This window comes from Bifidobacterium sp., assembly GCF_022640935.1.
Classification (GTDB): domain Bacteria; phylum Actinomycetota; class Actinomycetes; order Actinomycetales; family Bifidobacteriaceae; genus Bifidobacterium.
On record NZ_JALCCV010000003.1, the window covers coordinates 23,384 to 47,153 of the forward strand.

Sequence of the window (23,770 nt, forward strand, 5' to 3'; positions counted from 1 at the left end):
GCGCACCCGGCATATTCGCTGTCGGATAATGTGAGCGGGAACAATGCATTGTTTATTGCTGACGGTACCATGAAATGTGGCGTATATCACGTCATACTCTGTCTGTTTCAGCCGTATCCGACGGATACGGCAAGGCGGTTAGGAAAGGATATTCATGAAGACTCTCAAAGATCTTGGAGATCTCAGTGGCAAGCGCGTCCTTGTCCGTGCTGATTTCAATGTCCCTCTCAAGGGCACCACCATCACCGATGACGGTCGTATCAGGGCTGCGTTGCCGACCATCACGACTCTGCGCGGCGAAGGCGCCAAGGTGATCCTCATGGCGCATTTGGGCCGTCCGAAGGGCAAGGTCGTCCCGGAACTGTCGCTGGCGCCTGTAGCCAAGCGACTGGGCGAGCTGCTGGCCACCGATGTGCCACTGGCTTCCGACACCTACGGCGAGGACGCCCAGGCCAAGGTCGCCGCCATGCAGGACGGCGACGTCGTACTGCTCGAGAACGTGCGGTTCAACCCCGAGGAAACCAGCAAGGACGCGTCCGAACGCGCCGCCTACGCCAAGAAGATCGCTGCGCTCGGCGACGTGTTCGTCTCCGACGGCTTTGGCGTCGTGCACCGCGCGCAGGGATCCAACTACGACGTGGCCGCCGATTTGCCCGCCGCTGCAGGTCTCCTGGTCGAGAAGGAAGTTACCGCGCTGTCCAAGGCCACCGACAGCCCCGAGCGACCGCTGACCGTGGTGTTGGGCGGCTCCAAGGTATCCGACAAGCTCGGCGTGATCGAGAACCTGCTGGGCAAGGCCAACCGCCTCGTCATCGGCGGCGGAATGGTCTTCACCTTCCTCAAGGCCAAGGGCTACGAGGTCGGCACTTCGCTGCTCGAAGAGGATCAGCTCGAGAAGGTCAAGGGTTACGTCGAGACCGCCGAAAAGAACGGCGTCGAGCTCGTGCTGCCGACCGACATCGTCGTCAACGCGGGATTCCCCGCGGGCGATACTCCGATCAACCCCGAAGTCGTCGAGGCCGACGCGATTCCGGCCGACAAGATGGGACTGGACATTGGCCCTGATTCGGACAAGCTCTTCCACGACAAGATCGTCGACTCCAAAACGGTGGTATGGAATGGCCCGATGGGCGTGTTCGAGGTGCCGCAGTTCGCCGAAGGCACCCGCGCCATCGCGCAGGCGCTGGTGGACGCGACCGCAGCCGGCGCCTTCACGATCGTGGGCGGCGGCGACTCCGCATCGGCCGTGCGCAATCTGAAGTTCCCAGAAAGCGGCTTCTCGCACATCTCCACCGGCGGCGGGGCCTCGCTCGAATTCCTCGAGGGCAAGGAGCTGCCGGGCCTGAAAGTGCTCGAGTAGTCCACTGGGCTCACGGCCGCAACAGACCCAAACACTCGCAATCATTGCGGGCATATCCTTTGCCGGACATGCCCGCAATGCCTATAATCGGCCTCGCATCTGCCTTTGCAGCGAGGAGCCATACGAATCCATGTATTTGCCGCAAAGCTTCGGCAATGGCATACGGAAAGGACAGCGGATGGCACAGCGGCGCATCCCTTTGGTAGCCGGCAATTGGAAGATGAATTTCGATCACCGTGAAGCCACCTATTTCGTGCAGAAGCTGACGTGGCTGCTGCGCGACGCACATTTCGACTACAAACGTTGTGAAATGGCGCTTATGCCGTCCTTCACCTCGTTGCGCAGCGTGCAGGTGCTTGTCGAAGCCGACAAGCTCAGGATCCGCTATGGCGCGCAGAATGTCTCTGTCACCACGCAAGGCGCCTTCACCGGCGATGTCTCCGCCGACATGCTCGCCCATCTTGGCTGTAGCTATGTGATCGTAGGGCACTCCGAGCGACGCAAATACCATCCCGAGGACGACGCCAATATCGTCGACCAAGTGCGCGCAGTCCTTGCAGCAGGCATGCAGCCGATCCTATGCGTGGGGGAGAGCTTCGAGGAACGCCGCCAAGGCATTGAGCTGGATTTCGCCGTGGGCCAAGTGCGCGATGTGACGCGCGACCTGTCCGATGCCCAGGCGGCGAAGCTCATCATCGCCTACGAGCCGGTCTGGGCTATCGGCACCGGCATGGTCGCGACGCCTCGGACCGCCCAGGATGCCGCCAAGGCATTCCGCGACGATCTGTGCGAGAGTTTCGGTGCGCAGGTGGCCGACAGCGTGCGCATCCTGTACGGCGGCTCGGTCACCTCGGGCAATGCCGCGCAGCTCATCGAGGAAAAAGACGTCGACGGCTTCCTCATCGGCGGCGCTTCGCTGGATGTCGAAGAGCTGGCGCGCATCGCCAGGCTCACCATCAAATCAACGGTGAATCCCGTGGGGAAGTAGCTTACGGGATGCGATAATAGGGAAGCTGCCGGCTGTTGCGCGCCTGCGGAGTTCGCGCGTCGCATTGTTCACGACCTTGCGCTATTCTTGGGTTCAGTAACGTAACTATGGAGGTTCACCGGTGTCTGTTATCGCTGTTGTCAGGCTTGTCCTGCAAATCATTCTTGTCGTCTTCAGCGTCCTGCTCACGCTGCTGATCCTCATGCACAAAGGCAAGGGCGGCGGCCTGTCCGACATGTTCGGCGGCGGCCTGACCCAGAATGCCGGCACCTCGGGCGTGGCCGAGAAGAACCTGAACCGCTGGACGGTGATCATCGCGCTTGTCTGGGTGGCGATCGCCATCGCGCTGGGGCTGATGGCCAAATTCGGCCTCGGCGCCTGATCCGCTGACCGCGAACTCTGCGATTCGGTGGCCGTTACCGGTATTCCCAAATCGACGCGTCTGATCGTCGTTGACCTCGATGGCACGTTGCTGCATGATGCGCCTACTTTCGAGGAACGCTTCATGTCGCAGCATTCCGTCGATGTGCTTGAGCGCTCGCATGAACAGGGCGTGAAACTCGCCATATCCACCGCGCGGCCGGTAAGCACGGCGCTGTCGTTCGCGCGACGGCTCCCGGTTGACGCATGCGTCTACCTGAATGGCGCGCTGATCGACACCGATCCAAGGCATTCCAATGAAGAGACGCTCACCGATCCCGTGGTTCCCGCCGATGGGCACGTGAGGCGCGTGGGCTTCTCCTCGCAGCGGGCCTGCGATGTATGTCTCTCTCTGCTGCAGGCCATGCCCGGCCTGCATCTGGGCATCGTCATGAACGATATTCGCTACACGAACTTCGATACCAGCATCATGTGGAAAACGCAGCAATTCGTATACTCCGACTTCCATGACGTGCCGCAGGGCGAAGCCGAGAAGATCTTCATCATTCCCGACCCCGCGCAGGGCTCCCGGCTTGCCGGCATGCTGCCGCCGGACTTCGGCGTGAGCGTCTCCGAAGGAACGATGTGGATGCTGATGAATCCGTTGGCCAACAAGGGCGATGCGCTGCGCACGCTGTGCCGACGCATGGGTATCGGATTGGAACAGACAGTCGCTTTCGGGGATGACCTCATCGATATCGATATGCTCAAAGCATCCGGCCGGGGCGTGGCTGTGGCCAATGCGCGGCCGGACGTGCTGCGCATAGCCGACGAAGTGTGCCCGGCGAATAACGAGGACGGCGTCGCGCAATGGGTCGAACAGCTGATCGCCTGACCGGCTGACCTGCAGCGTGATGTACAGGCGCCGCAGTTTGCAAAACTCGACGATTACGAGGTCCGATGGCTGATATGAATGACATAAAAAAGCCGCTTTGCGCAGGTTCGCCTTGTGCGGCCTTGGCTAACACCGAGCTCCGAGCAGCGCCGTTTTACACGGTACGAGGCAAAGGATTCCCGATTATCTTCGTCCATGGCATGGGTGTGGACCATCGTTCGCTGATGCTGCTCGACGACGCTTTCCCTGAGGGCACAGAACGCATCTATATTGATTTGCCTGGTTTCGGCAAAACGCCGGCCTTGCATGGGACCGGCGGTCTGCAGGACCTTTCCGACTGGCTGCGTGACATTGTGCTTGCTCTTGGTGGAAATCGAGATTACGCGTTGGTCGGCAACTCGATGGGCGGCGCATTGGCCCGTGACCTCGTTGCCGGGAATTCCAAGCATATCGCCGGCATGGCGCTAATCGCGCCGGTCGTTGACCCGGTCAAAGCTCATCGCCGCGTCGGGAAGCATATTATCGGTCATCCCAACGAATCGCTGATCGCGACGTTGCCGCCCGAACAGGCCGATGAGTTCCTGACGATGGGCGTCAACCAGTCGTTCGAAGCCTGGCGGCGATACCAGCGGTTCATCTTGCCCGGCACACTGCTGTGCGACCGGGGTGCGATGATGCGACTCGATGCGCGCTACTATCTCAACGGCGATCCGGAGAATCGTTTCGGCGCCTTTGAAGGACCGGTCGCGATCATCTGCGGGCATGAAGACCAGATCGTCGGCTATAAGGACCAGCGCGATCTGCTGCCGCATTACCCGAATGCCGTCTATACCGTGGTAAACGGCGCGGGCCATAATGTGCACATTGATCAGCCTGACGTAGTGCGCGCCGCATTGCGCGATTGGATCGACCTGCTGCCGGTGTGATTCACGCGGATGGTTGTGGCTCGGCGGTGATTCGGCTCCGGGTCCAGCGATGCGCATTCAGGCTCAAGATGCATGTGAGCTGCCGATACCGATGCCCACAAGCCTTTTTAGTCGCAGGCATTACGATTTCCGCATCATTGTGCCCCCCCCTGCGCGTGGATCACGGCGTTTTCCTGCCTGCCAATCATCGCAACCTTTGCAGCGCTCGAGATAATGCGAGATTCGTGATGGAAAACCGTGCCCATGAGTTGCAATGCACGGCGGCATCCCGCCAGTGCAGGAGATGCAGCATACGAGCACGGCCTAGAGCAGTGTGAGATGACGCAATACAGGAAACCCTCCCGGTCACAGGATCGGGAGGGTTTCCTGGCTCAGCGGAATCGAAAAGATTCTAACCGTTCAGCATCAGCCGTTGACACGGTCGATGCCGGCCTGGGTGTCGGAAAGCACCGAATCCCAAGAGTTGATGAAGGATGCGACGCCGTCGGCTTCGAGCTTATCAGTGACCTTCTTGATATCAATGCCCAGCTCGGCGAGCTTGTCCATGATGGCCTTGCTCTCCTCGTAGGTGCCCTTGATTGAAGGCGCGCCGTTGCCGTGGTCGGCGAGGGCGTTCAGCGTCTTTTCCGGCATGGTGTTCACGATGAACGGGGCGACCAGCTCATCGACATACTTGCAGTCGGAGTAGGCGGCGTTCTTGGTGCCGGTGGAGGCCCAGAGCGGACGCTGCTTCTTGGCGCCCTTGGCTTCGAGATCGGCCCAGCGGGAATCCCCGGCGAACTTCTTCTCGAAGAGCTGGTAAGCCAAGCGGGCATTGGCCACAGCGGCCTTGCCCTCCAGCGCCTTGGCCTCGTCGGAGCCGTTCTCCTCGAGCAGCTTGTCGACCGCGGTATCGACGCGGGAGACGAAGAAGGAGGCGACGGAGCCGATGTGCTTGAGGTCATGGCCGTTGGCGTCTGCCTGCGCGATGCCCTCGATGAAGGCGTCGATGACCTGCTCGTAGCGTTCGAGCGAGAAGATCAGGGTGACGTTCACCGAGATGCCCTTGGCGAGCGTGGCGGTGATGGCCGGAAGGCCTTCGAGCGTCGCCGGGATCTTGATCATCGCATTCGGGCGGTCGACCTTCTCCCACAGCTCCACAGCCTGCTTCTTGGTGTTCTCGGTGTCGTGGGCCAAGCGGGGATCAACCTCGATGGACACGCGGCCGTCGACGAAATCGGTCTTCTCGGCGACTTCGCGGAAGATGTCGGTGGCGTTGCGCACATCGGTGGTGGTGAGCTCGCGCACGGCGGTTTCCACATCGACCTTGCCCAGCTCCTTGAGCTGCGCGTCATAGGGGCCGACCTGGCTCAGGGCCTTCTGGAAGATGGATGGGTTGGTGGTGACGCCGACGACGTTCTTGTTGGCGATGAGGTCCTGCAGCGAGCCGGACTCGATGCGGGTGCGGGACAGGTCGTCCAGCCAGATCGAGACGCCGGAATCGCTGGTGCGCTGCGTTGCTTCAGTCATATTGTGTATCTCCTTATCAGTCATCGGTCATACAACCGATGGTGCAAATCTTATTGTGCAAACCCATTGTCGTTATTCACGCCTCGCATTTCCATGAGCGCGGCAGCAGGAAGCTGGGCGTTAGCAGCAGCTCGTCGTGGAAACATATCCGTGGGTTTCGGCCGGGGGATTGAGGCTATGCGTCACGCCCCCGGCCGTATTCAATTATCCGATGCCGTATTCAGGCTGAGACTGCGGCCCGAAAACTGCGATCAGGCCTTGACGGCGGCGATGGAGGCCTTGGCGGCCTCGACTGCATGCTCGGCGTCGATGCCCAGATCGATCATGTTCTGCGCGCCGTCGCCCTGCAGACCGAACTGCTCGATGGAGACGGGCTCGCCGTATGCGCCGAGGTACTTGTACCACGGCATGGCAACTCCGGCTTCGATCGAGACGCGGGCAGCGACGGCCTTGGGCAGCACGGACTCCCTGTAGGCCTCGTCCTGCTCCTCGAACCATTCCATCGAGGGGAACGAGACGACGCGGGCCTTGATGCCTTCGCCGGCCAAGGTCTTGGCGGCGGCCACGGCCCACTGGACCTCGGAGCCGCTCGCCATCAGGATGACATCCGGGGTGCCGTCGGTGTCGACGAGTACATAGGCGCCCTTCTTGACGCCGTCCTTGGCCTTTTCGGCGGTCTCGGCAAGCGTCGGAACACCTTGGCGGGTTAGGATCATAGCGGTAGGCAGGGTATTGTCCTTCTCGAAGAAGTAACGATAGGCTTCCGCGGTCTCGTACTCGTCGGCGGGACGCACGACCTCGACCTGCGGCATGGCGCGGAAAGCGGTCAGGTGCTCGATCGGCTGATGCGTGGGGCCGTCTTCGCCGAGTGCCACGGAATCGTGGGTCCATACGTAGAGGTTCGGGATCTTCATCAGCGCGGCGAGGCGTACTGACGGGCGCTCGTAGTCGGAGAACTGGAAGAAGGTGCCGTTGAACGGACGGGTGTCCGAGCCGAGCAGGATGCCGTTGGTGATGGCGCCCATCGCGAACTCGCGCACGCCGAAGTGCAGCTGGCGGCCGTACTGGGAGACCTCGGGCCAGGTGCGGGTCGCATCGGCGTCGGGGCCGAAGGACTTGGCGCCCTTGATGTTGGTGTTGTTCGAACCGCCGAGATCGGCCGAGCCGCCCCACAGTTCGGGCATGACCGGCGCGATGGCGTTGATCACGGCGCCGGAGGCCTTGCGGGTGGCGACCTTGGAGCCGGCTTCGAAGGAGGCTTCCAGATCGTCGATGGCCTTGTCGAAGCCCTCGGGCAGCTCGCCGGCCTTGATGCGCTCGTACAGCGCAGCCTTGTCCGGGTTGACATGCTTCCAAGCTGCGAACTGCTCGTCCCATTCCTTGTGGGCTTCAGCGCCGCGTTCGCCAACCTTGCGGGCATGGGCGAGCGCCTCTTCGTCTACCGGGAAGTCGGCCTCGGGATCGTAGCCGAGGACTTTCTTGAGCGCGGCGACCGGGCCGGCGCCGAGCTTGGAGCCGTGCGAGGATTCGTCGTTGGTCTTGCCCGGGGTCGGCCATGCGATCAGGGTGTCGACCTTGATGAACTTCGGGCGATTGGTGACCTTTTCGGCCTTGTCCAAGGCTGCGGAGAGCGCCGCGGTGTCTTCCTTGTAGGAGCCGTCGGGCTGGATGAAGCTCACTTCGTCGGTGTACCACCCGTACGCCTCGTAGCGCTTGAGGATGTCTTCGGAGAAGGTGAGCTTGGTGTCGCCTTCGATCTGGATATGGTTGGCGTCGAAGATCACGGTCAGGTTGCCCAGTCCTTGGTTCCCCGCAAGCGAGCTGGCCTCGGAGGATACGCCCTCCTCGACGTCGCCTTCGCCGCAGATGACCCAGATTTTGTGATCGAAAGGCGAGGTGCCGGCCGGAGCGTCGGGATCGAGCAGGCCGCGTTCGTAGCGCTGTCCGTAGGCGAAACCGACAGCCGAAGCAAGGCCCTGGCCCAGCGGGCCGGTGGTCATTTCGATGCCGGGGGTGAGCCCGACCTCAGGATGGCCCGGGGTGCGCGTGTCGGCACCGCCACGGAAGTACTTGAGGTCGTCGAGGGTCACGCCATAGCCCGAGAAGAAGAGCTGCACGTATTGCGTGAGCGAGGCGTGGCCGCCGGAGAGGATGAAGCGGTCGCGTCCGGCCCACTGGGGGTCGGCGGGATCGTGCTTGATGTAGTGCTGATACAGCGTATAGGCCACTGGGGCGAGCGAGATGGGGGATCCGGGATGTCCGTGTCCGGCCTTCTCGACTGCGTCGGCGGAGAGGACCTTCGCCATTTTCACAGCGCGTTCGTCCAAGTCAGACCAGGTGAAATCGGTCATAGGTGATCTACTTTCCTTCCAATACTGCGAGCATCATGCATACGGCTTATGCCGCGCCATATATGCCCTCACATTGCCATTCAATGGTAGCTTTCGCAGCAGACTTGGCATCTCGCCGGTGGCGTGTTCGCTGCGTGTTATCGGCGTTAGCGCTCACAAACGCCATGCGGGCAGCAGTGTCCGAAGGCAATGGGCACAGGCGTTGAGCGCAAACACCGTCAGTCGCCGCCGGCCTGTCGAGCATAAAATCATCTTAGAACGAACGCGTTAGCACTCGTGGCAATCGAGTGCTAATACAGTGACCATGGCATGCCTGCTGCCCGGTGCGGTCGGCTAACCCGTCGCAATCCCGCTTCGGAGCGCGGCAGACGTTTCGCCGGTGACCGTTTCGCGGCGCATGTTGCGCCAGATCCCTGCCTGATCGAACATTACAGGCCCGGAACACGGAACAACTATATATAGGTATGTGTGGAACGCATCCGGAGCGCAGCATAACCGGATCGGAGGCGCCGTGGTTGCATGATTGCAATCGACAGGCGGCAAGGGAGGGAACATGGAACAGTCACGTCGCATGATAGTGCTGCGCGCCGTGATCGAGGATTACATCCGCTCCCAGGAGCCGGTGGGGTCCTCGTCGCTGACCCGGCACCATGACTTGGGTGTGAGCTCGGCGACCATTCGCAACGATATGGCCGCCTTGGAGGATGAAGGCTACCTGATCCAGCCGCACACCTCGGCCGGGCGGGTCCCTACAGAGCTGGGCTACCGCTATTTCGTGGACCGCCTTTCCACGGTCGTGCCGCTTTCAGGCGCGCAGCGCCGAGGCATCACAAAATTCCTGGGCGGCTCCATCAGCCTGCAGGATACGCTGCAGCGGGCGGCCAGGCTGCTGGCCAATATCACTGGCCAGGTGGCCGTCGTCTCCTCGCCGGCGTTGTCCCGTTCGACGCTGCGCCATGTGGAGCTGGTGCCCATTGCGATGGGCACCGTGCTGGCCGTGATCATCACCGATTCCGGCAGCGTCGCCCAGCACACGCTGAATCTGTCCGCCCTGCCTTCATGGGAAGCCGTGGGCGATTTCTCCGCCTTGGTCAATGAACAATGCGTGGGGCTTTCCCTGGCCAGGGCGGCCGAACAGGTGCATCGGCTGGGGGCATTGCCCGGAAACGGGCTGGGGGCGCGCGCCGAGGCGGGGAACGTGCGCCGGTTGGCCGGCGTGCTGGCCCGGGCATTCGACAGCATGGCCGATGACGAGACTGTCGGCGACCTGTATATGGCCGGGACCTCACGCCTCGCGCATCAGCGGGGCGTAACCGATCTGGCGCCGCTTTTCGACGCACTCGAGGAGCAGGTCGTGCTGATGAAGCTCATGAGTTCGCTGAGCGAAGAGCATGCGGGGGTTGGCGTCGCCATCGGTTCGGAGACTCATACGCCCGGTCTTATGCACTCGTCCGTGGTGACGAGCGGCTATGGGCATAGCGTGGCCGAGGCGCAGGATACGGCGCCGGCGCGGGGCGACGATGCGATCGGCATGGTCAACGATCAGCCGGTGGCTTTCGTGGGTTCGATCGGGCCCACGCATATGGATTACTCCACGACCATGGCGGCGGTGCGGGCGGTCGCCCGTTACCTGACCGTGCTGGTCTCCCACGACGAGCAGAACGCAGGAAAGCAGTGGCCAGCCGAGGAATGAGATCAGGCGACGAGGGCTGACGCGGTGACCGCGCCTTATGGCACAATAACTCGCGAATGAATGACTCGCGAACACGGCTCGCAATATGACTGGTGCGGGCACAAGAGAACCAAGGATTAAGCAGTGGCAGACTATTACGAGGTACTCGGCGTCGAACGCTCGGCGAATGAGGATGACATCAAGCGCGCGTATCGCAAGATGAGCCGGAAATACCATCCCGATATCGCCGGTCCGGAATTCGAGGACAAGTTCAAAGAGGTCAACAACGCCTATCAAGTGCTGTCCGACCCCGACAAGCGGCGCATGTATGACGCGGGCGTCGATCCTAACGATCCCAATGCCGGTGCGGGCGGCTATGGCGCAGGCGGCTTCGACATGGGGGATATGGGCGACGTCTTCGGCCAATTCTTCGGCGGTGCGTTCGGCGGGGCTTCACAAGGACCCGTGCCGCGTACCCAGCCGGGCCGCGATTCGCTGGCGCGTGTCTCCATCGACCTGAAAACGGCGGTGTTCGGCGGCACCGCGCATGTAAAGATCACCACGTTCGGGCTATGTCAGCAGTGTGGCGGCTCCGGTTCCGCCAACGGGGGTCGGCCGGTGACCTGCCCCGACTGCAGCGGGCGAGGCGTGCGCCAGAAGGTCGTGCGCACCATGCTGGGCCAGATGATGACGACGGCCCCATGCGAGCGCTGCGAGGGCCATGGCACCATCATCAGCGATCCCTGCCCGGCCTGCATGGGTCACGGGCGGGTGCGCACCGCACGCGAGGTCGGGGTAAGCATCCCCGCGGGCATCGCCGACGACGCTCGGCTGAGACTGGCCAATCAAGGCGAGGTCGGCGAAGGGGGCGGCGCTGCAGGAGATCTGTATATCGACATCCGCATCAAGCCCGACAAACGCTTCACCCGCGACGGCGACGATCTGCACTGCTGGGTCCAGATCCCGATGAGCTGGGCGGTGCTCGGCCACGATCTGGATATCGACACCTTCGACGGCGAAGAGACGCTGAGCATTCCCGTCGGCTGCCAGAATGATCAGACAGTGACGATCAAAGGGCTCGGAATGACCCGCATGCGCAGAAATGACGAACGCGGCGACCTGATCGCCCACATCGGCGTGCATGTGCCCACCAAACTCAGCGATGAGGAGCGCGACCTCATCGAGCGCTTCGCCAACTCCCATGACGTGGATTCGCAACACATCGCGCAAAGTTCGAAGCCTGCGGTCAGCGGCAGGAAAAGCTTCTTCGGCAAATTGAAGGATGCGCTCAGCTAACTGAATGTATCGGCAACCACTGGCGTCCGGCCCGCAGGTGTCGGTTCCAATGGAAAATCGCGAGCCGGTTTTGCATGTCTCTTGTGTATGCGGCGCCTATAGCAGCGAATGGCACATCGAGCGGTATTCGCTCACATAGCCGCCGCCGAAGAAGACGCAGTGGCCTGCGATGGGGTAGAGCTGCCAGAGCGTGACACGGTCCTGATACCCGGCCTGCAAAGGATGCGCCGATTGATAGCCGTCGATGATCTCGTGCAGATACGACATGCCGAACAGGTGCAGCATCGCCAAATCCTCCTCGCGATGGCCGCCATGCGCCGCAGGATCGATGAGCACAGCCTCGCTGTAGCCTCGATCAGAGGTCCACATCACATTACCGCTCCACAAATCGCCGTGGATGCGCGCCGGCTTGTCGCCGGCCGCGCGGCCCAGCAATTCGGGAAGCTTGTCGACCACGCGCTGGGTGAGTTCAAGATCGCCCTGGTTCAGCGTGCCGCGCCTGACGCCCAGCTTCACCATGGGCAGCAGACGACCCTGCCCGTAGTAGGTGGCCGGGTCATTCCACTCGCCGGTATCCATCGGCACCGGATCCTGCAAAGGCCCGAAATAGCATGTGCCTGCATAGCCTTCGGGCGGCGAGCCGAAGTAGGGCGCGCCCGCATCATGCATATGCGCCAACGCCACGCCGAAATCATGCGCAGCCTTCGGCGTGGGGGAGGAGGAGCTCACGCGCTCGATATCGAGCCAGTCACGTCCCCAGTCAAGCACGTCGACCACACGCGGACCGCCGAGCTCCTGCGCTTTGCCGAGCCATTGCAATCCGCGGCCTTCGCATTCGAAGAACCCTTCCGGCGCATGCACCCTGCTTTTACGGTATTTGTTCATCACGTGCCTCCTTGCTGTGCCTGCCGACACTCCCGTCCTCATTGTGTGCACGAGAGGCGACAAGTGCCGCGAGGCGCTGCATGCGCGGAACGCGGAACGTTTCCGTGCAGGCCGTGCATGACACGTCCTGATTCCCGGCCGGATCTTAGGGCATCTTCGGTAGTATGGTCACTGCGATGTGAAACCATCAACGCACTGAGTACAAAGAGGGGTCATGAATTTCTTCCAGGCGATTTTCCTAGGGCTGGTGCAGGCGCTGACCGAGTATCTGCCGGTGTCTTCAAGCGCCCATATCCGCATCATCGGCGATCTCATGCTGGGGCACGATCCCGGCGCGGCGTTCACCGCCATCATCCAGTTCGGCACCGAGTTCGCCGTGCTGCTGTACTTCCGCCGCGATATCGCGCGCATCCTGAGCCATTGGTTCGGCTGCCTGTTCGGGCGCAACGGAAGCAGCCTGCATTCCCGCATGGGAGCGGGCGACAAGGACGCTTCGATGGGCTGGTACATCATCTTGGGCACCATCCCGATCGTGGTCGCGGGCGTGCTGTTCAAACACACGATCGAGACGACGCTGCGCAATCTGTGGATCACAGTGACTGTGCTGATCATCTTCGGCGTGCTGCTGTGGATCGCCGACGCGCGCTCTCGTCAGGTCAAAACCCTCGACGATATGAATACGAAGGAGGCGCTCGTGTTCGGCATCGGCCAGATGCTGGCCCTCATTCCCGGCGTTTCGCGTTCCGGCGGCACCATCACCTTCGGACGCGCACTGGGCTACACCCGTGAGGCGGCCGTGCGCGTCAGCTTCCTCATGGCCATCCCGGCCGTGTTCGGGGCCGGAATACTCGAATCGATTTCCGCGGTTTCCGATCTGAGCGACCCGCAGGTGGCGGCGACGTTCCCGGGCTGGGGCGCCACCCTTGCCGCGACGGCCGTCAGCTTCCTCGTCGGCTATATCGTGATCATCGGATTCCTCAAATTCGTCTCCACGTTCTCCTACAAGGCCTTCGCTATCTATCGCATCGGCCTGGCTGTCGTCGTGGCGCTTCTGCTGCTCACCAACGTGCTGCCCGCCGTGTGATCTTTCGGTCCATTGCGCCGAGCGGGCTCGACATGTTATAGGACCCGTTCCTGAAGGCATTGCGATGCGGCGGACGTTGGTTTTGCCGCGCCTATCCGAGTATGGTCAATGCTTTCGGCTGTATGGCATATCGTAGCGGCGGCGCGAGTTTCGAGACTTCGCCATCGTGCGAAACCGAGAGCTCGGCATGGTCGGTTTTGATGGTGACGGCTGCGGGGAAGAACTCCTCGAATTCGGCGAGTTGTTTGTCGCGGCCGATGAGCGCAAAGAGGGCGATCTTGAGGAGCGCGAGTCGGGACGGGGTTTTGGCGGCGTAGACGGTCAGGACGCCTTCGTCAAGACGGGTGCGATTGACGCCGCCGCCGGCATCCAAGTCGTAGCGGTTATTGCCGACGAAGATGAATGAGGTTTCGAATGTTTCGCCGTCGATGGTGACAAGATGATACGTCTTGAAGCTGGCGAATGCCCGCCAGGATGCGACGATGGCCGCCGGCCATTTGCCGAGAGCCGATCCGAGCCGGTCGCGGCCGCGCAGCGAGGAGGGATAGAGCCCGATGCTGGAATTATTGATGAAGATCGTGTCATTGACCTTGGCGATGTCGATGCTGCGCGGGGAGAGCGTGGCGAGTCGCGCGAGCGCCTGATCAATGTCTTGGGGGATGCCGAGGTCTTTCGTGAAATGGTTGAGCGTGCCTCCCGGAAGGGGGATGAGGATCGACTTGGTGTCGGCGATCAATCCGGCGACGGTGCCGACGGTGCCGTCGCCCCCGATGACGGCAATGGGTTTGCCTGCCTGGATGAATGGCTTGAGTCTGCCCTCGAAGCCGTCGCCGATCGCTATGAATTCTTCGACGGTGATTTTGGCGGCTTCGCATTTCTCGCGTAATTTCTGTCGAGGGATCGCCGAGCCGGATTCCGGATTATCTACCAGTATTATGTTCATGCCAGTGGCCTTAGAACGAATATGACGACGCACAGCGAGGCGGCGCCGAGCAGCCAGCCCGCGACGACATCGCTCGGGAAATGAGCGCCGAGATAAATGCGGGAGATGCCGACGAAGATGATGAGGAGGATCAGCAGCACAACTGCTATGGCGTTGTATGGCCGCGGCAGCAAATGCCATGCGAGGTAGGCGAGGAAGCCATAGGCGATGGTGGACCCGCTCGTGTGACCGCTGGGGAAGCTGTTGGTGTCGAATAGCAGATGCGCCGCATAAGCGGTGTGCGGCCGTTCGCGGTCGACGATGAGTTTGATGATGGAGCCCGCGCCGAGCGTCAGCCAAATCAATGCGCCTGAGCATGCCAGCCGAAGGTTTGCGCGGAAGTATCCCCAGCCTGCGACGACAGCGCCGATAGTCATCGCGGCAACGGGGGAACCCAACGCGGTGATGGCGAGGAACAACGGCCTGAGCGACGGCGACAAATTGACGATATAGTGCGTAACCGAAGTATCAAACCGGCTGACGAGGTGCTTCATACGCTTCAGTATAACGTGGCTACGCCGAAACAACGTGAGAGAAGAAGATCAAACGTGGGTGATACAAGAATCGAACTTGTGACCCCTTCCGTGTGAAGGAAGTGCGCTAACCGCTGCGCCAATCACCCATAATCCAATTGGCAAAACCGATTTCTCGGCTCTGCGTGGGCGATACAAGATTCGAACTTGTGACCCCTTCCGTGTCAGGGAAGTGCGCTACCTCTGCGCCAACCGCCCGGGTCTGCCTTGGCTTGCCAGATTCGCATCCAGCGCACCAAGAGGTGGGTACGAGAGTCGAACTCGTCTATACGGCTTTGCAGGCCGCTGCCTAACCGCTTGGCTAACCCACCGATAGGTCGTCAACTCTTCGGACCTCGAGCGGACAACGGGACTCGAACCCGCGCTCTCGACCTTGGCAAGGTCGCGCTTTACCAACTAAGCTATGTCCGCGTGTGTTTCCAGCAATGAATCGCCGCCGAAGCACGAGTCACTACTATAACCACATCCGTGGCATTCGCAACCCCAGCGTGTCGCCTTGGAAATAACGAATCCAGACCTTTCGCATGCGAAGGAACGGCCTTCGCAACAGGCCGTCAGTTCGTTCTGATGCGATTCACCTATGGCATAAGCACACGAGATGCGATCGGCATTCGTTACATTAGAACGTATGACTGAAGAAGCGAAGCCACGGAAAACCGCGATGATATGCGCCTTTGAGGGTTGGAATGACGCCTGCCAGGCGGCTACCAACGTCATTCGCCACCTCCTCTCACGCTATGATGCACGTGAGGTCCGGTACATTCGCTGCGATGGATACTACGACTATCAGGTCACGCGGCCGATGACATGCACGGTGACCGGTCGCCGACGCATCCTCTGGCCGCAGACCACGTTCTACGATATCCAGATCAGCGAGGGCACGCACGTCTTCGCGCAGATCGCTCCAGAGCCCAATTACCGCTGGATCGAATACAGCCGGCAGAGCCTGCGCATCGCCGAGGAATTCGACGTCGAACGCATTGTGACGATGGGCTCCATGTTCGCCGACTGCCCGCACACCCGGCCACTGCCGCTGGACGAATCCGATGACAGCTGCCGCTGTGACATGGACCGCGAATACAACGGCCCGGTGGGCATCCCGACCGTGCTCGATTCGATCGCCTGCGAAGATGGCTTCAGCACGAGCACCCTATGGGTTTCGATACCGCAATACCTGGGAAGCGACGATTGCGCCCAGGCCACGCTGCAGATGCTCGAACGGCTTTCCAAGGTGCTCGGCATCGAGCTGGATGAGGGGGACCTTCCGCGCAAGGCGAAGGCCTGGAAGGCGCAGGCCTCCGTGCTCACGCGCTGCAACGACGAGCTGGCGGATTATGTGCGTAAGCTCGAACGCAAATACGACATGGAGCTCAACGCCCGCATATTCGCCGATCTGGGAACCCCGCAGGCCGAGCAGCTTGTCAAAGAGACTGAGGAATACCTCTCGCATATGCAGGAGTAGGCGATTTCGCCTTGCTGTAGTTGCTGTATCCTAGCCATGCTGTGTGCACGCGGCATGGCCATCACTTGAGTGGCGTCGCCGGCAGGCGGCGGCCTATCCACACGTCTGCCGGCGACGCCGCTGCAAGACGCCTGGCAGGCGTTTCAGTTGTCTTGAGCCGTCGGCATGCCGAGGGCGCGCCGCCACGCGCCCTCGCCGGTCAATTCGGGGAAGGCCTCACGGTAGGCGGCGCGCGTCTGCTTGCCGGTCTTTTGATAAGCGCGCAGATCGTCCTGCAAACGCTTCGTGATCGCCTTGTAGAGCCCCGTATCCTTGATGCGGATGACGCCCTTGCGATTGGCCCAGTCCACGGCTACGAGTTTGCGTTTGCCATGCAGGACGCCCGCAGGATACACCCAGCCAGCCGCCGGGATCACGACATAGCCGTCGCCTTGCGTCCTGAACAGGTGCTGCCCGTTATCGGTGAATAAGTCGAAAAGACGTTGGGAGAGGGTACGCGGCTTGTCGCCGTCGATCAGCTGCCGGTCGAGGCCTGTGATATCGAAGTCGGCGAGGTCGGGGTCCTGGCCGGTGAGCCGCTGCAGTTCATCGAGGTCCACGAGCCGCTCTTTGTTGCGGTTGGCGGCCATGAACCTCTCCGTGGCGCGGCCTTTGGCGCCGATGAATTCGGGGCCTTTGAGGAAGTCCTCGAATGCGTCGAGACACAGCTGCGCATCGGCATAATCGAATTTCTTGAGCTCCAGATGCACATCCTCCCTGAGCTTGCGGATGAAGTCCACATTCGGGGCCATGTCGCTGGATGCCTGCGCTATCAGGCAGTTGCGCGTCATCTGATACCGTTCGACCGCCGCGCTGTAACGCTTCTCGAACGGCATATGCCAGACGCACAGGCCGTTCATGGAGATGAAACGTGTCTTGCAGCGGTTGCCGTATTCCACGTCGTCGCAGCGTACGAAGAGCGGCAGCGGCAACCCGTCGCGCTCGATCACGGTGAGCGGGATGCAGCAGTACCACCATGCGGCATACATGGTCTTGCGCATCCACGAATAGGGCTTGAAAACCTCGTTGTAGACGATGTCCTCGAATTTCGTCAGTCGCAGCGGCGGTTTGCATGCATGGCAGAGGCCTTCCGGATCCACGAACCCGATGTCCTCGCTCTGCATGTCAGGTATCTCGTAGTTGAGCATCGCGCCGGAGATCATCGCCTCGCGGTATTCGTCTTTCACGATCCGCAGCAGGTTGTAGGTGCGTTTGATGCTTTCGGGCGAGACCGCCACATCGTCGTCCATGAGCAGCACGTTCGTCGCCTTCGGGATCTGATCCAGCGCCGCGAGCATGCCGCGCGCGAACCCTCCCGCGCCGCCCACGTTATCGTTCGCAATGACCTCGACGCCATCGCCGCTCAACGACTGTGCGTCCAACGTGCGGCCGTTGTCGACCACGACCATGTGGAAATGCCGTGCGATGTCGTCCGCAGACTGCAGGATATGCCGCCTGACCAAATCGATGTTGCTGATGACGTAGTGTTCTTTTTTGAATGTCGTAGTGGACAGCATAAGCTCTACATCGCGCAGCGGCGACGGGCATTCGGCCCCGTACCAGCTGTTTCTGATCTCTGTCCGGCCTTGCGTCGTGATCGTGAAGCCGACCAGCACTGCGCCTTTGCCGACCGTGAGCGGCATATCAACGATTTGCCATTGGTCGCTCGCCGGAAGGCTTTCCGTATTTGCTTCGACTGGGGTCGGAGTGGAGGCAAGGGCGTCCACCGTCGTCTGTTGGATTTCGCATGCCGCTCCGCGAAGCTCCACGTGCAGGCGGAAACCGGTGGCGATGGTGTATTCAAGCAGTTTGGAAACCGAAAGCGCGTTGAAATACGTGGTGAAATCATAGCGCCCGGCGCGTTTCAACGCCCAGATTCCGCTCTTGTCCTCGGGCGCGAATGGCTGGTCAGCCCTGCAGTACATACCCGGATTGGCGAGCGCCCTAGGGTTATCCTCCAAAAGGACATCGGCGAATTTCATGGTAGGCATGCTTCTTCTGCTCCTTAATTTCTCTTCGGACGTCTTCCGGAGTCTGGGCTCAAGCGATCTGTGACATCACAAGGGCTGCGTCGACAGGCGATGACACGCCGACGCAGCCCTTGGCTTCCTAGTTGAGTTTACCCAGTTCTTCGATGATACGCCGTCGCCCCGCACCCGGCTCGCCCTTCAAGTTCTTGCCGGCAGTGCGACTGGCGCGTCAGGCCAAGCCGGACAAGCGGTTGATCAGGTCGGGATCCCTGGTCGCGCCCTTGTCGGCGGAGCGGGCGAAGGCTGCGTAGGCTTTGAGTGCGAGCGAGACCTTGCGTTCGCGGTGCGCCACATAGCCGTCACCAGCCTCGATTTCGGCTTTGCGTTGGGCCAGCTGCTCGTTGCTCAGTTCGACATCGATGCGCCGATTCGGGATGTCGATCGTGATGATGTCGCCGCTGCGGATCAGCGCGATCGGTCCTTTGCTCGCCGCCTCCGGCGCCACATGGCCGATGGCCAGCCCCGAGGAGCCGCCGGAATAGCGTCCGTCAGTGATCAGCGCGACATCCTTGCCGATGCCCCTGCCTTTGACGAATGACGTGGGGTAGAGCATTTCCTGCATTCCCGGGCCGCCTTTGGGCCCCTCGTAGCGGATGACGAGCGCCTGGCCGGGCTTGAGCGTGTCGTTGAGGATGACTTCCACGGCCTCCTCCTGCGATTCGACGACGAGCGCCGGCCCACGGAAGTTCCAGATCTCCTTGGGCACGCCCGCGGTCTTGACCACGCAACCGTCGGGCGCAAGGTTGCCGCGCAGCACGGCGAGTCCGCCTTCGCTCACTGCCGGGTGCGCGACATCGTGGATGGCGCCGTTGACGCGATCCGTATCCAGCTCGTCGAATAGCGTCTCATGCGTCCATGGTTCGGGGGAGACGATGCCGCCGGGAGCGGCGCGGAAGAGTCTGCGCGCCTTGTCGCTACAGGTCGGGCGCATGATGTCCCAATCGTTGAGTTTGTCCTCCAGCGAAGAAAAGTCGATCGAATGCACATCGTGGTGCAGTTTGCCGCCGCGATCGAGTTCGCCTAGGATGCCGCTGATGCCGCCGGCGCGGTGCACGTCCGAGATCTCCCAAGGCCCGGAAGGGCTGGCCTTGCAAATGCATTGCACACTGTGGCTGATGCGCTCGATATCTTCCAAGGTGAAGTCGACGTCGGCGCTCTGCGCGGCGGCCAGAATGTGCAGCACGGTGTTGGTCGAGCCTCCCATAGCCTCGTCCATGGTCATTGCGTTCTCGAAGGCGTGCTTGGTGGCGATGCCGCGCGGCAGCACCGAGGCGTCATCCTCGTGGTAGTAGCGGTCGCTCATCCGCACGATCAGCGCGCCAGCCTGTTCGAAGAGCTGCTTGCGATAGATGTGCGAAGCCAGCACGGTGCCGTTGCCCGGCAGCGCGAGGCCCAACGCCTCGACCAGGCAGTTCATCGAATTCGCCGTGAACATGCCGGCGCACGAGCCGCAGGTCGGGCACACGCTCGACTCGTAGGAGAGCAGGTCGGCGTCGGAGACGTTGTCGTCGGCCGAAGCATACATGACGTCGATCAAGTCGGTGCTTTTTCTGGTGCCGTCCGACAGCGTCGTGGTGCCGGCTTCCATGGGGCCGCCGGAGACGAAGATCGTCGGGATGTTGAGTCGCATCGCCGCTAGCAGCATGCCGGGGGTGATCTTGTCGCAGTTGGAGATGCACACCAGGGCGTCGGCGCAGTGGGCGTTGACCGAATATTCGACCGCATCGGCGATCAGATCGCGGCTCGGCAGCGAGTAGAGCATGCCGGTGTGGCCCATGGCGATGCCGTCATCCACGGCGATGGTGTTGAATTCGCGGGGGATGCCCCCAGCGGCCTTGACCGCTTCCGACACCAGCCGCCCGACCTTGTTGAGGTGAACGTGGCCCGGCACGAATTCGGAGAACGAGTTGGCGACGGCGACGATGGGCTTGCCGAAATCCTTGCCGTCCACGCCAGCTGCGCGGTACAGCGCCCGCGCCCCCGCGAACATCCGGCCCTTCATGAGTTGTTCAGAACGCATCTTCATAGCACCATTCAAAGGGAAAACCGCGACACGCGCGCCCATGCGCCCGCATGGTGAACACGGCGCGGGCACAGGTCGAAGCGAAAGGCCGTGCCCGCGATCGCGTTTCAGCAAAGAAGCCGGATTAGGCAAAGACCGGATGCTGCGTCGGATCCTTGCTGGGATAACCTCAGCGGCGGCTGTCGGCCGATGCGTTCGCGATGAGCTGGTCGACGACCTTGTCGAACGTCAGACCCGCCGCCTTCATCATCCCCGGGTAGCGGCTGTAAGAGGTCAGCCCGGGCAACGTATTGACTTCGTTGAGCACTGCCGTGTCGTCGTCGGTCAGGAACATGTCCACGCGGGCGATGCCGGTGCAGCCGAGCGCACGGTACACCTTGACCGCGGCATCCTTGACGATTCTCTGCTGGTACTGCGGAATGTCGGCGGGAGCGATGAACTGCGAGTTCTGCGAGCCGTTTTCAGGCGTTTTCTCCAAGTGGATCCGCAGAAAGCCGCCGGTCAACGCAACATGGTCGACTTCGCCGAGCGTCAGCCCCGACCCGGTCTCCAACACAGAGCAGCCGATCTCCTTGCCGACGATGGCCTGCTCGATGAGCACCTTGCTGTCATAACGCCGTGCGAGTGCCAGCGCATCCGGCAGCTCGTCCGGCCCATTCACTTTGCTGATGCCGAATGAGGAGCCCGAGCGCGCGGGCTTGACGAACACCGGGTAGTCCAGCGCCTGGGGATCAGGGCTTTCGCCATCCATGACGATCTGGAAGCCGGGCGTCGGTATTCCTGCATTGCCGACGATCAGATAGGCCAGCGATTTATCCATGCAGGCGACGGAGCTTTCGACGCCGCAGCCGACGTAGGGGATGCCGGAGAGCTCCAGCAGCCCTTGGATCGTGCCGTCTTCGCCCATGGTACCGTGAAGCACGGGGAATACGACGTCAAGGCGGATGACGCTGGCTTCATCGCCATGCCAGACCACCAATCCATGCAGGTCCCTGTTCGGCGAAAGCGAGGCCGGCACCGAATCATGCTCCCAATCCGTGTCCGGGCCTTTGCACAGCTTCCATGACCCTTGGCGGGTGATGCCGATCCAGTACGGCTCGTACCGCTCTGTGTCGAGATTCTCGGCCACCTCGCATGCCGATTTGACCGATACGTCATGCTCTTCGCCGATGCCGCCGAACAGGATGCCCACTTTGGTAGCGCTCATCGCATTGTCTCCTCACTCTACTGCTGTAACTCGTGTATTCGCCCTTCAGTGTGCTTGCACTGACGCGTTTCATTGCGCCGCAGGATATCGCCTACGATCTCGGCAAACGGGATCTGAAGGAACCACACAGAATGTACCACGATCACCCCGTGACGCAAGAGCAATCGTAGGAGGCTGCGCTGCCGGGTTCGGGCAATTGGGGGATACCTCCACCAGATCGGCGATTTCGCAGTTATCGCTCAGGCTTGGATTTGGGCAGACGTGCGGCCGGTCGGTTGGGCGGCTGGGCAGAGTTCAGCCTGTCGAATTTGCTGAATGACGCTACAATGTTATAGTTAATATAGAACAATAAAACGACATCGTTTGGTAAAGGCGCTGCTGGGCAAAACGTTGTTTGGCGAGAACATTGCATGGTCAGAATGTCGTGAACGTCGTGATCGCAACGAATAGGGAACGGAGACAAACACGATCGTCGAAATCGATCAGGGCGATGGAACCCCGATCTACGAGCAGCTGCGCCGCCAACTCATCGCTGCCATAGCCGACGGCGAGCTGCGCCCTGGGGATCAGCTCCCCAGCGTGCGTTCGCTGGCTTCGGACCTCGGCATCAACCTGCACACCGTCAACAAGGCATATGCGATCCTGCGAGAGGAGGGCTATCTGCTCATGCGGCGGCGGGCCGGGGCCATCGTTTCGGACCGCAGCATGCCGACCGCTAGCCAACGCGCCGACGCCCAAGACCAGCGGATGCGCGAAGAGCTGCACCGCATCGCGCTGGCGTACAAGGCGCGTGGGGGGAGCCGCGAGCGATTCGCGGCGCTTGCGGATGAGCAGGCGGCCACAGTCTTCGATCGGTCTTCGAACCGGTCGGATCAATCAGCCCGATCCGACCGTACAGATTGATCATCTCGATCGCAACCATCGGATGAACCGCATCAATCCCAATGACACAGCAATTTCAATGACACAGCAATTTCAGGGAAAGGTATTGCGATGAATGATTCCACTGTTGCTTCCGCCGTATTTTTCGGCATGCTCATATTCCTGCCGTTGTTCGAGCTGGTAGGCTTGGCCGTCGTGCCTTGGGTCGCTGACCGGCGTGAGTGCTTCGGCGTCAGCGTGCCGGGCGCCGCGCATGGCGACCGGCGTGTACGCCGATACACGATGATGTTTTCGCTGGCTGTGGGATTCTTCGGCGTGGCGTGCGTGGCCGTTTCATTGCTGCTGTCGCAGATCTATGGGCGCACAATCGGGTTCTGGGCGCTTATCGCCACTGTCTTCGCGCAGCTGGGAGCGGGCTTAGCGCTTCAGCAGGCATTCCGACGCAAGGTCATGGTGATCAAGGCGTCGAACCATTGGATTGTTGACAGCGACCGTCGTGCCGCGATATTAGCGGACAGCAATATGCCCAAACCGATCTCAGCGGCATGGAATCTGCTCTATCTTGCGCCGATCGCGATCACGCTGGTCATGGGCTACGCGAACTATGCTGCTATACCTGCGCGGGTCGCCCTGCACGAAAACGCTGCAGGGATGGTCGACGGCTGGGCGGGCAAAAGCCACGGCCTGCTGTGGATGGCTCCGGGCTTGCAACTTTTGCTGGCGGTGGTCTTCACCGCGGCGCAACTGCTGATTGCGGTTTCGAAGCGGCCCGTGGATCCCGACCGGCCTGCTGAGACTGCGTACGCGTATGGCCTGTTCGCCCGGGCGTGGAGCATCTATATGGTGTCGTGCGGCATGGTATTGGTCTCGGTCCTAGGGCTGACGCTGCAGGCGTCGGTCATTGGCGCCGCGAGTCTTGATACGGTTGGTGCCGCAGCCTTGGCAGCCGCCGTGGCGGTGCTGGCCGGAGCCGTAGTGCTCGCCGTGTTTTACGGGCAGAACGGGTCCCGAGTGCTGGGCAGCAGCGGATCCGCGAGCTCGGACTCGGCGTCGGCATCGTCCAGCGACGATCATTTCTGGAAGCTCGGCGTGTTCTACGCCAATCGCAATGATTCTGCGACTATCATACCCAAGCGCTTCGGCGTGGGCTGGACGCTCAACTTCGCCCGCCCGAACATATGGTTCGCTATCCTGGTGTTTGCGCTGACTGTCATTGGCGTGCCGGTGCTGCTGGCGCTGCAATAGGATTGCGGCCGGGCCTCGGTTCGGGAGTTTTTGACGGCGCC

At 61.5% G+C, this 23,770-nt stretch carries 19 protein-coding genes and 4 tRNA genes; 11 read left to right on the plus strand and 12 right to left on the minus strand.

Annotation, left to right across the window (positions count from 1 at the left end; translation table 11 throughout):
- Positions 1 to 154 precede the first annotated feature (154 nt).
- The 5 genes from LKG04_RS01730 to LKG04_RS01750 all read left to right on the plus strand — a co-directional run bounded on the left by LKG04_RS01730 (position 155) and on the right by LKG04_RS01750 (position 4,529).
- A complete protein-coding gene (locus LKG04_RS01730; protein ID WP_291759168.1) occupies positions 155 to 1,360 on the plus strand; it encodes a phosphoglycerate kinase in 1,206 nt (401 codons plus the stop codon).
- A 178-nt stretch (positions 1,361 to 1,538) separates the two neighbouring features.
- A complete protein-coding gene (gene tpiA / locus LKG04_RS01735) occupies positions 1,539 to 2,348 on the plus strand; it encodes a triose-phosphate isomerase (protein ID WP_291759165.1) in 810 nt (269 codons plus the stop codon).
- 130 nt (positions 2,349 to 2,478) lie between these two features.
- The gene (gene secG / locus LKG04_RS01740) at positions 2,479 to 2,730 is read left to right on the plus strand and encodes a preprotein translocase subunit SecG (RefSeq protein ID WP_291759366.1); all 252 of its coding nucleotides are present in this window, start codon (positions 2,479 to 2,481) and stop codon (positions 2,728 to 2,730) included.
- Between the two features lie 27 nt (positions 2,731 to 2,757).
- Positions 2,758 to 3,603, plus strand: a complete 846-nt coding sequence (locus tag LKG04_RS01745) for an HAD family hydrolase (protein WP_291759162.1) — start codon at positions 2,758 to 2,760, stop codon at positions 3,601 to 3,603.
- A gap of 65 nt (positions 3,604 to 3,668) precedes the next feature.
- Entirely contained in the window at positions 3,669 to 4,529 is an 861-nt protein-coding gene (locus LKG04_RS01750; RefSeq protein WP_291763185.1) for an alpha/beta fold hydrolase, read from the plus strand.
- A 405-nt stretch (positions 4,530 to 4,934) separates the two neighbouring features.
- Here LKG04_RS01750 and tal read toward each other — a convergent pair whose 3' ends face one another.
- The gene (tal, locus tag LKG04_RS01755) at positions 4,935 to 6,038 is read right to left on the minus strand and encodes a transaldolase (RefSeq protein WP_291759158.1); all 1,104 of its coding nucleotides are present in this window, start codon (positions 6,036 to 6,038) and stop codon (positions 4,935 to 4,937) included.
- A gap of 251 nt (positions 6,039 to 6,289) precedes the next feature.
- Complete coding sequence (gene tkt / locus LKG04_RS01760; RefSeq protein WP_291759155.1) at positions 6,290 to 8,389, minus strand: transketolase; 2,100 nt, start codon at positions 8,387 to 8,389, stop codon at positions 6,290 to 6,292.
- A 553-nt stretch (positions 8,390 to 8,942) separates the two neighbouring features.
- On the opposite strand from tkt, the gene hrcA reads away from it, so the two are divergent.
- Positions 8,943 to 10,082: a heat-inducible transcriptional repressor HrcA gene (gene hrcA, locus LKG04_RS01765; RefSeq protein ID WP_291759152.1), complete on the plus strand. Its 1,140-nt coding sequence runs from the start codon at positions 8,943 to 8,945 to the stop codon at positions 10,080 to 10,082.
- 123 nt (positions 10,083 to 10,205) lie between these two features.
- Positions 10,206 to 11,357 carry a molecular chaperone DnaJ gene (gene dnaJ, locus LKG04_RS01770; RefSeq protein WP_291759150.1) on the plus strand — a complete coding sequence of 384 codons (1,152 nt, stop codon included), beginning with the start codon at positions 10,206 to 10,208 and terminating at the stop codon, positions 11,355 to 11,357.
- Between the two features lie 96 nt (positions 11,358 to 11,453).
- Here the strand turns inward: dnaJ and LKG04_RS01775 are convergent, their stop codons facing one another.
- Complete coding sequence (locus LKG04_RS01775) at positions 11,454 to 12,242, minus strand: fructosamine kinase family protein (RefSeq protein WP_291759149.1); 789 nt, start codon at positions 12,240 to 12,242, stop codon at positions 11,454 to 11,456.
- Positions 12,243 to 12,456: 214 nt separating this feature from the next.
- Between LKG04_RS01775 and LKG04_RS01780 the strand changes: the two genes are divergently transcribed.
- On the plus strand, positions 12,457 to 13,326 hold the full coding sequence (locus LKG04_RS01780) for an undecaprenyl-diphosphate phosphatase (RefSeq protein ID WP_291759147.1): 870 nt from the start codon (positions 12,457 to 12,459) through the stop codon (positions 13,324 to 13,326).
- Positions 13,327 to 13,417: 91 nt separating this feature from the next.
- Here the strand turns inward: LKG04_RS01780 and LKG04_RS01785 are convergent, their stop codons facing one another.
- The 6 genes from LKG04_RS01785 to LKG04_RS01810 all read right to left on the minus strand — a co-directional run bounded on the left by LKG04_RS01785 (position 13,418) and on the right by LKG04_RS01810 (position 15,252).
- Positions 13,418 to 14,269: a diacylglycerol/lipid kinase family protein gene (locus LKG04_RS01785; protein ID WP_291759144.1), complete on the minus strand. Its 852-nt coding sequence runs from the start codon at positions 14,267 to 14,269 to the stop codon at positions 13,418 to 13,420.
- Positions 14,266 to 14,802, minus strand: coding sequence for a phosphatase PAP2 family protein (locus LKG04_RS01790; protein ID WP_291759142.1), 537 nt, complete (start codon positions 14,800 to 14,802; stop codon positions 14,266 to 14,268). The genes LKG04_RS01785 and LKG04_RS01790 overlap by 4 nt, the downstream gene beginning before the upstream one ends.
- Before the next feature lie 55 nt (positions 14,803 to 14,857).
- A tRNA-Val gene (locus LKG04_RS01795) sits at positions 14,858 to 14,930 on the minus strand.
- A 37-nt stretch (positions 14,931 to 14,967) separates the two neighbouring features.
- Positions 14,968 to 15,039 (minus strand) — tRNA-Val (locus LKG04_RS01800).
- A 42-nt stretch (positions 15,040 to 15,081) separates the two neighbouring features.
- Positions 15,082 to 15,152, minus strand: a tRNA-Cys gene (locus tag LKG04_RS01805).
- A 27-nt stretch (positions 15,153 to 15,179) separates the two neighbouring features.
- Positions 15,180 to 15,252, minus strand: a tRNA-Gly gene (locus LKG04_RS01810).
- Positions 15,253 to 15,469: 217 nt separating this feature from the next.
- Here LKG04_RS01810 and LKG04_RS01815 point away from each other — a divergent pair.
- A complete protein-coding gene (locus LKG04_RS01815; protein ID WP_291759140.1) occupies positions 15,470 to 16,303 on the plus strand; it encodes a PAC2 family protein in 834 nt (277 codons plus the stop codon).
- Between the two features lie 143 nt (positions 16,304 to 16,446).
- Here LKG04_RS01815 and LKG04_RS01820 read toward each other — a convergent pair whose 3' ends face one another.
- The 3 genes from LKG04_RS01820 to LKG04_RS01830 all read right to left on the minus strand — a co-directional run bounded on the left by LKG04_RS01820 (position 16,447) and on the right by LKG04_RS01830 (position 21,602).
- Positions 16,447 to 18,333, minus strand: coding sequence for a glycosyltransferase (locus LKG04_RS01820; RefSeq protein ID WP_291759137.1), 1,887 nt, complete (start codon positions 18,331 to 18,333; stop codon positions 16,447 to 16,449).
- A 208-nt stretch (positions 18,334 to 18,541) separates the two neighbouring features.
- Positions 18,542 to 20,398, minus strand: coding sequence for a dihydroxy-acid dehydratase (gene ilvD, locus LKG04_RS01825; RefSeq protein ID WP_291759135.1), 1,857 nt, complete (start codon positions 20,396 to 20,398; stop codon positions 18,542 to 18,544).
- 166 nt (positions 20,399 to 20,564) lie between these two features.
- A complete protein-coding gene (locus LKG04_RS01830; RefSeq protein WP_291759132.1) occupies positions 20,565 to 21,602 on the minus strand; it encodes a D-alanine--D-alanine ligase family protein in 1,038 nt (345 codons plus the stop codon).
- Positions 21,603 to 22,115: 513 nt separating this feature from the next.
- On the opposite strand from LKG04_RS01830, the gene LKG04_RS01835 reads away from it, so the two are divergent.
- Both LKG04_RS01835 and LKG04_RS01840 read left to right on the plus strand, forming a co-directional pair.
- Positions 22,116 to 22,505, plus strand: coding sequence for a GntR family transcriptional regulator (locus tag LKG04_RS01835; protein ID WP_291759364.1), 390 nt, complete (start codon positions 22,116 to 22,118; stop codon positions 22,503 to 22,505).
- 90 nt (positions 22,506 to 22,595) lie between these two features.
- Complete coding sequence (locus LKG04_RS01840) at positions 22,596 to 23,729, plus strand: DUF1648 domain-containing protein (RefSeq protein ID WP_291759130.1); 1,134 nt, start codon at positions 22,596 to 22,598, stop codon at positions 23,727 to 23,729.
- Positions 23,730 to 23,770: the final 41 nt, after the last annotated feature.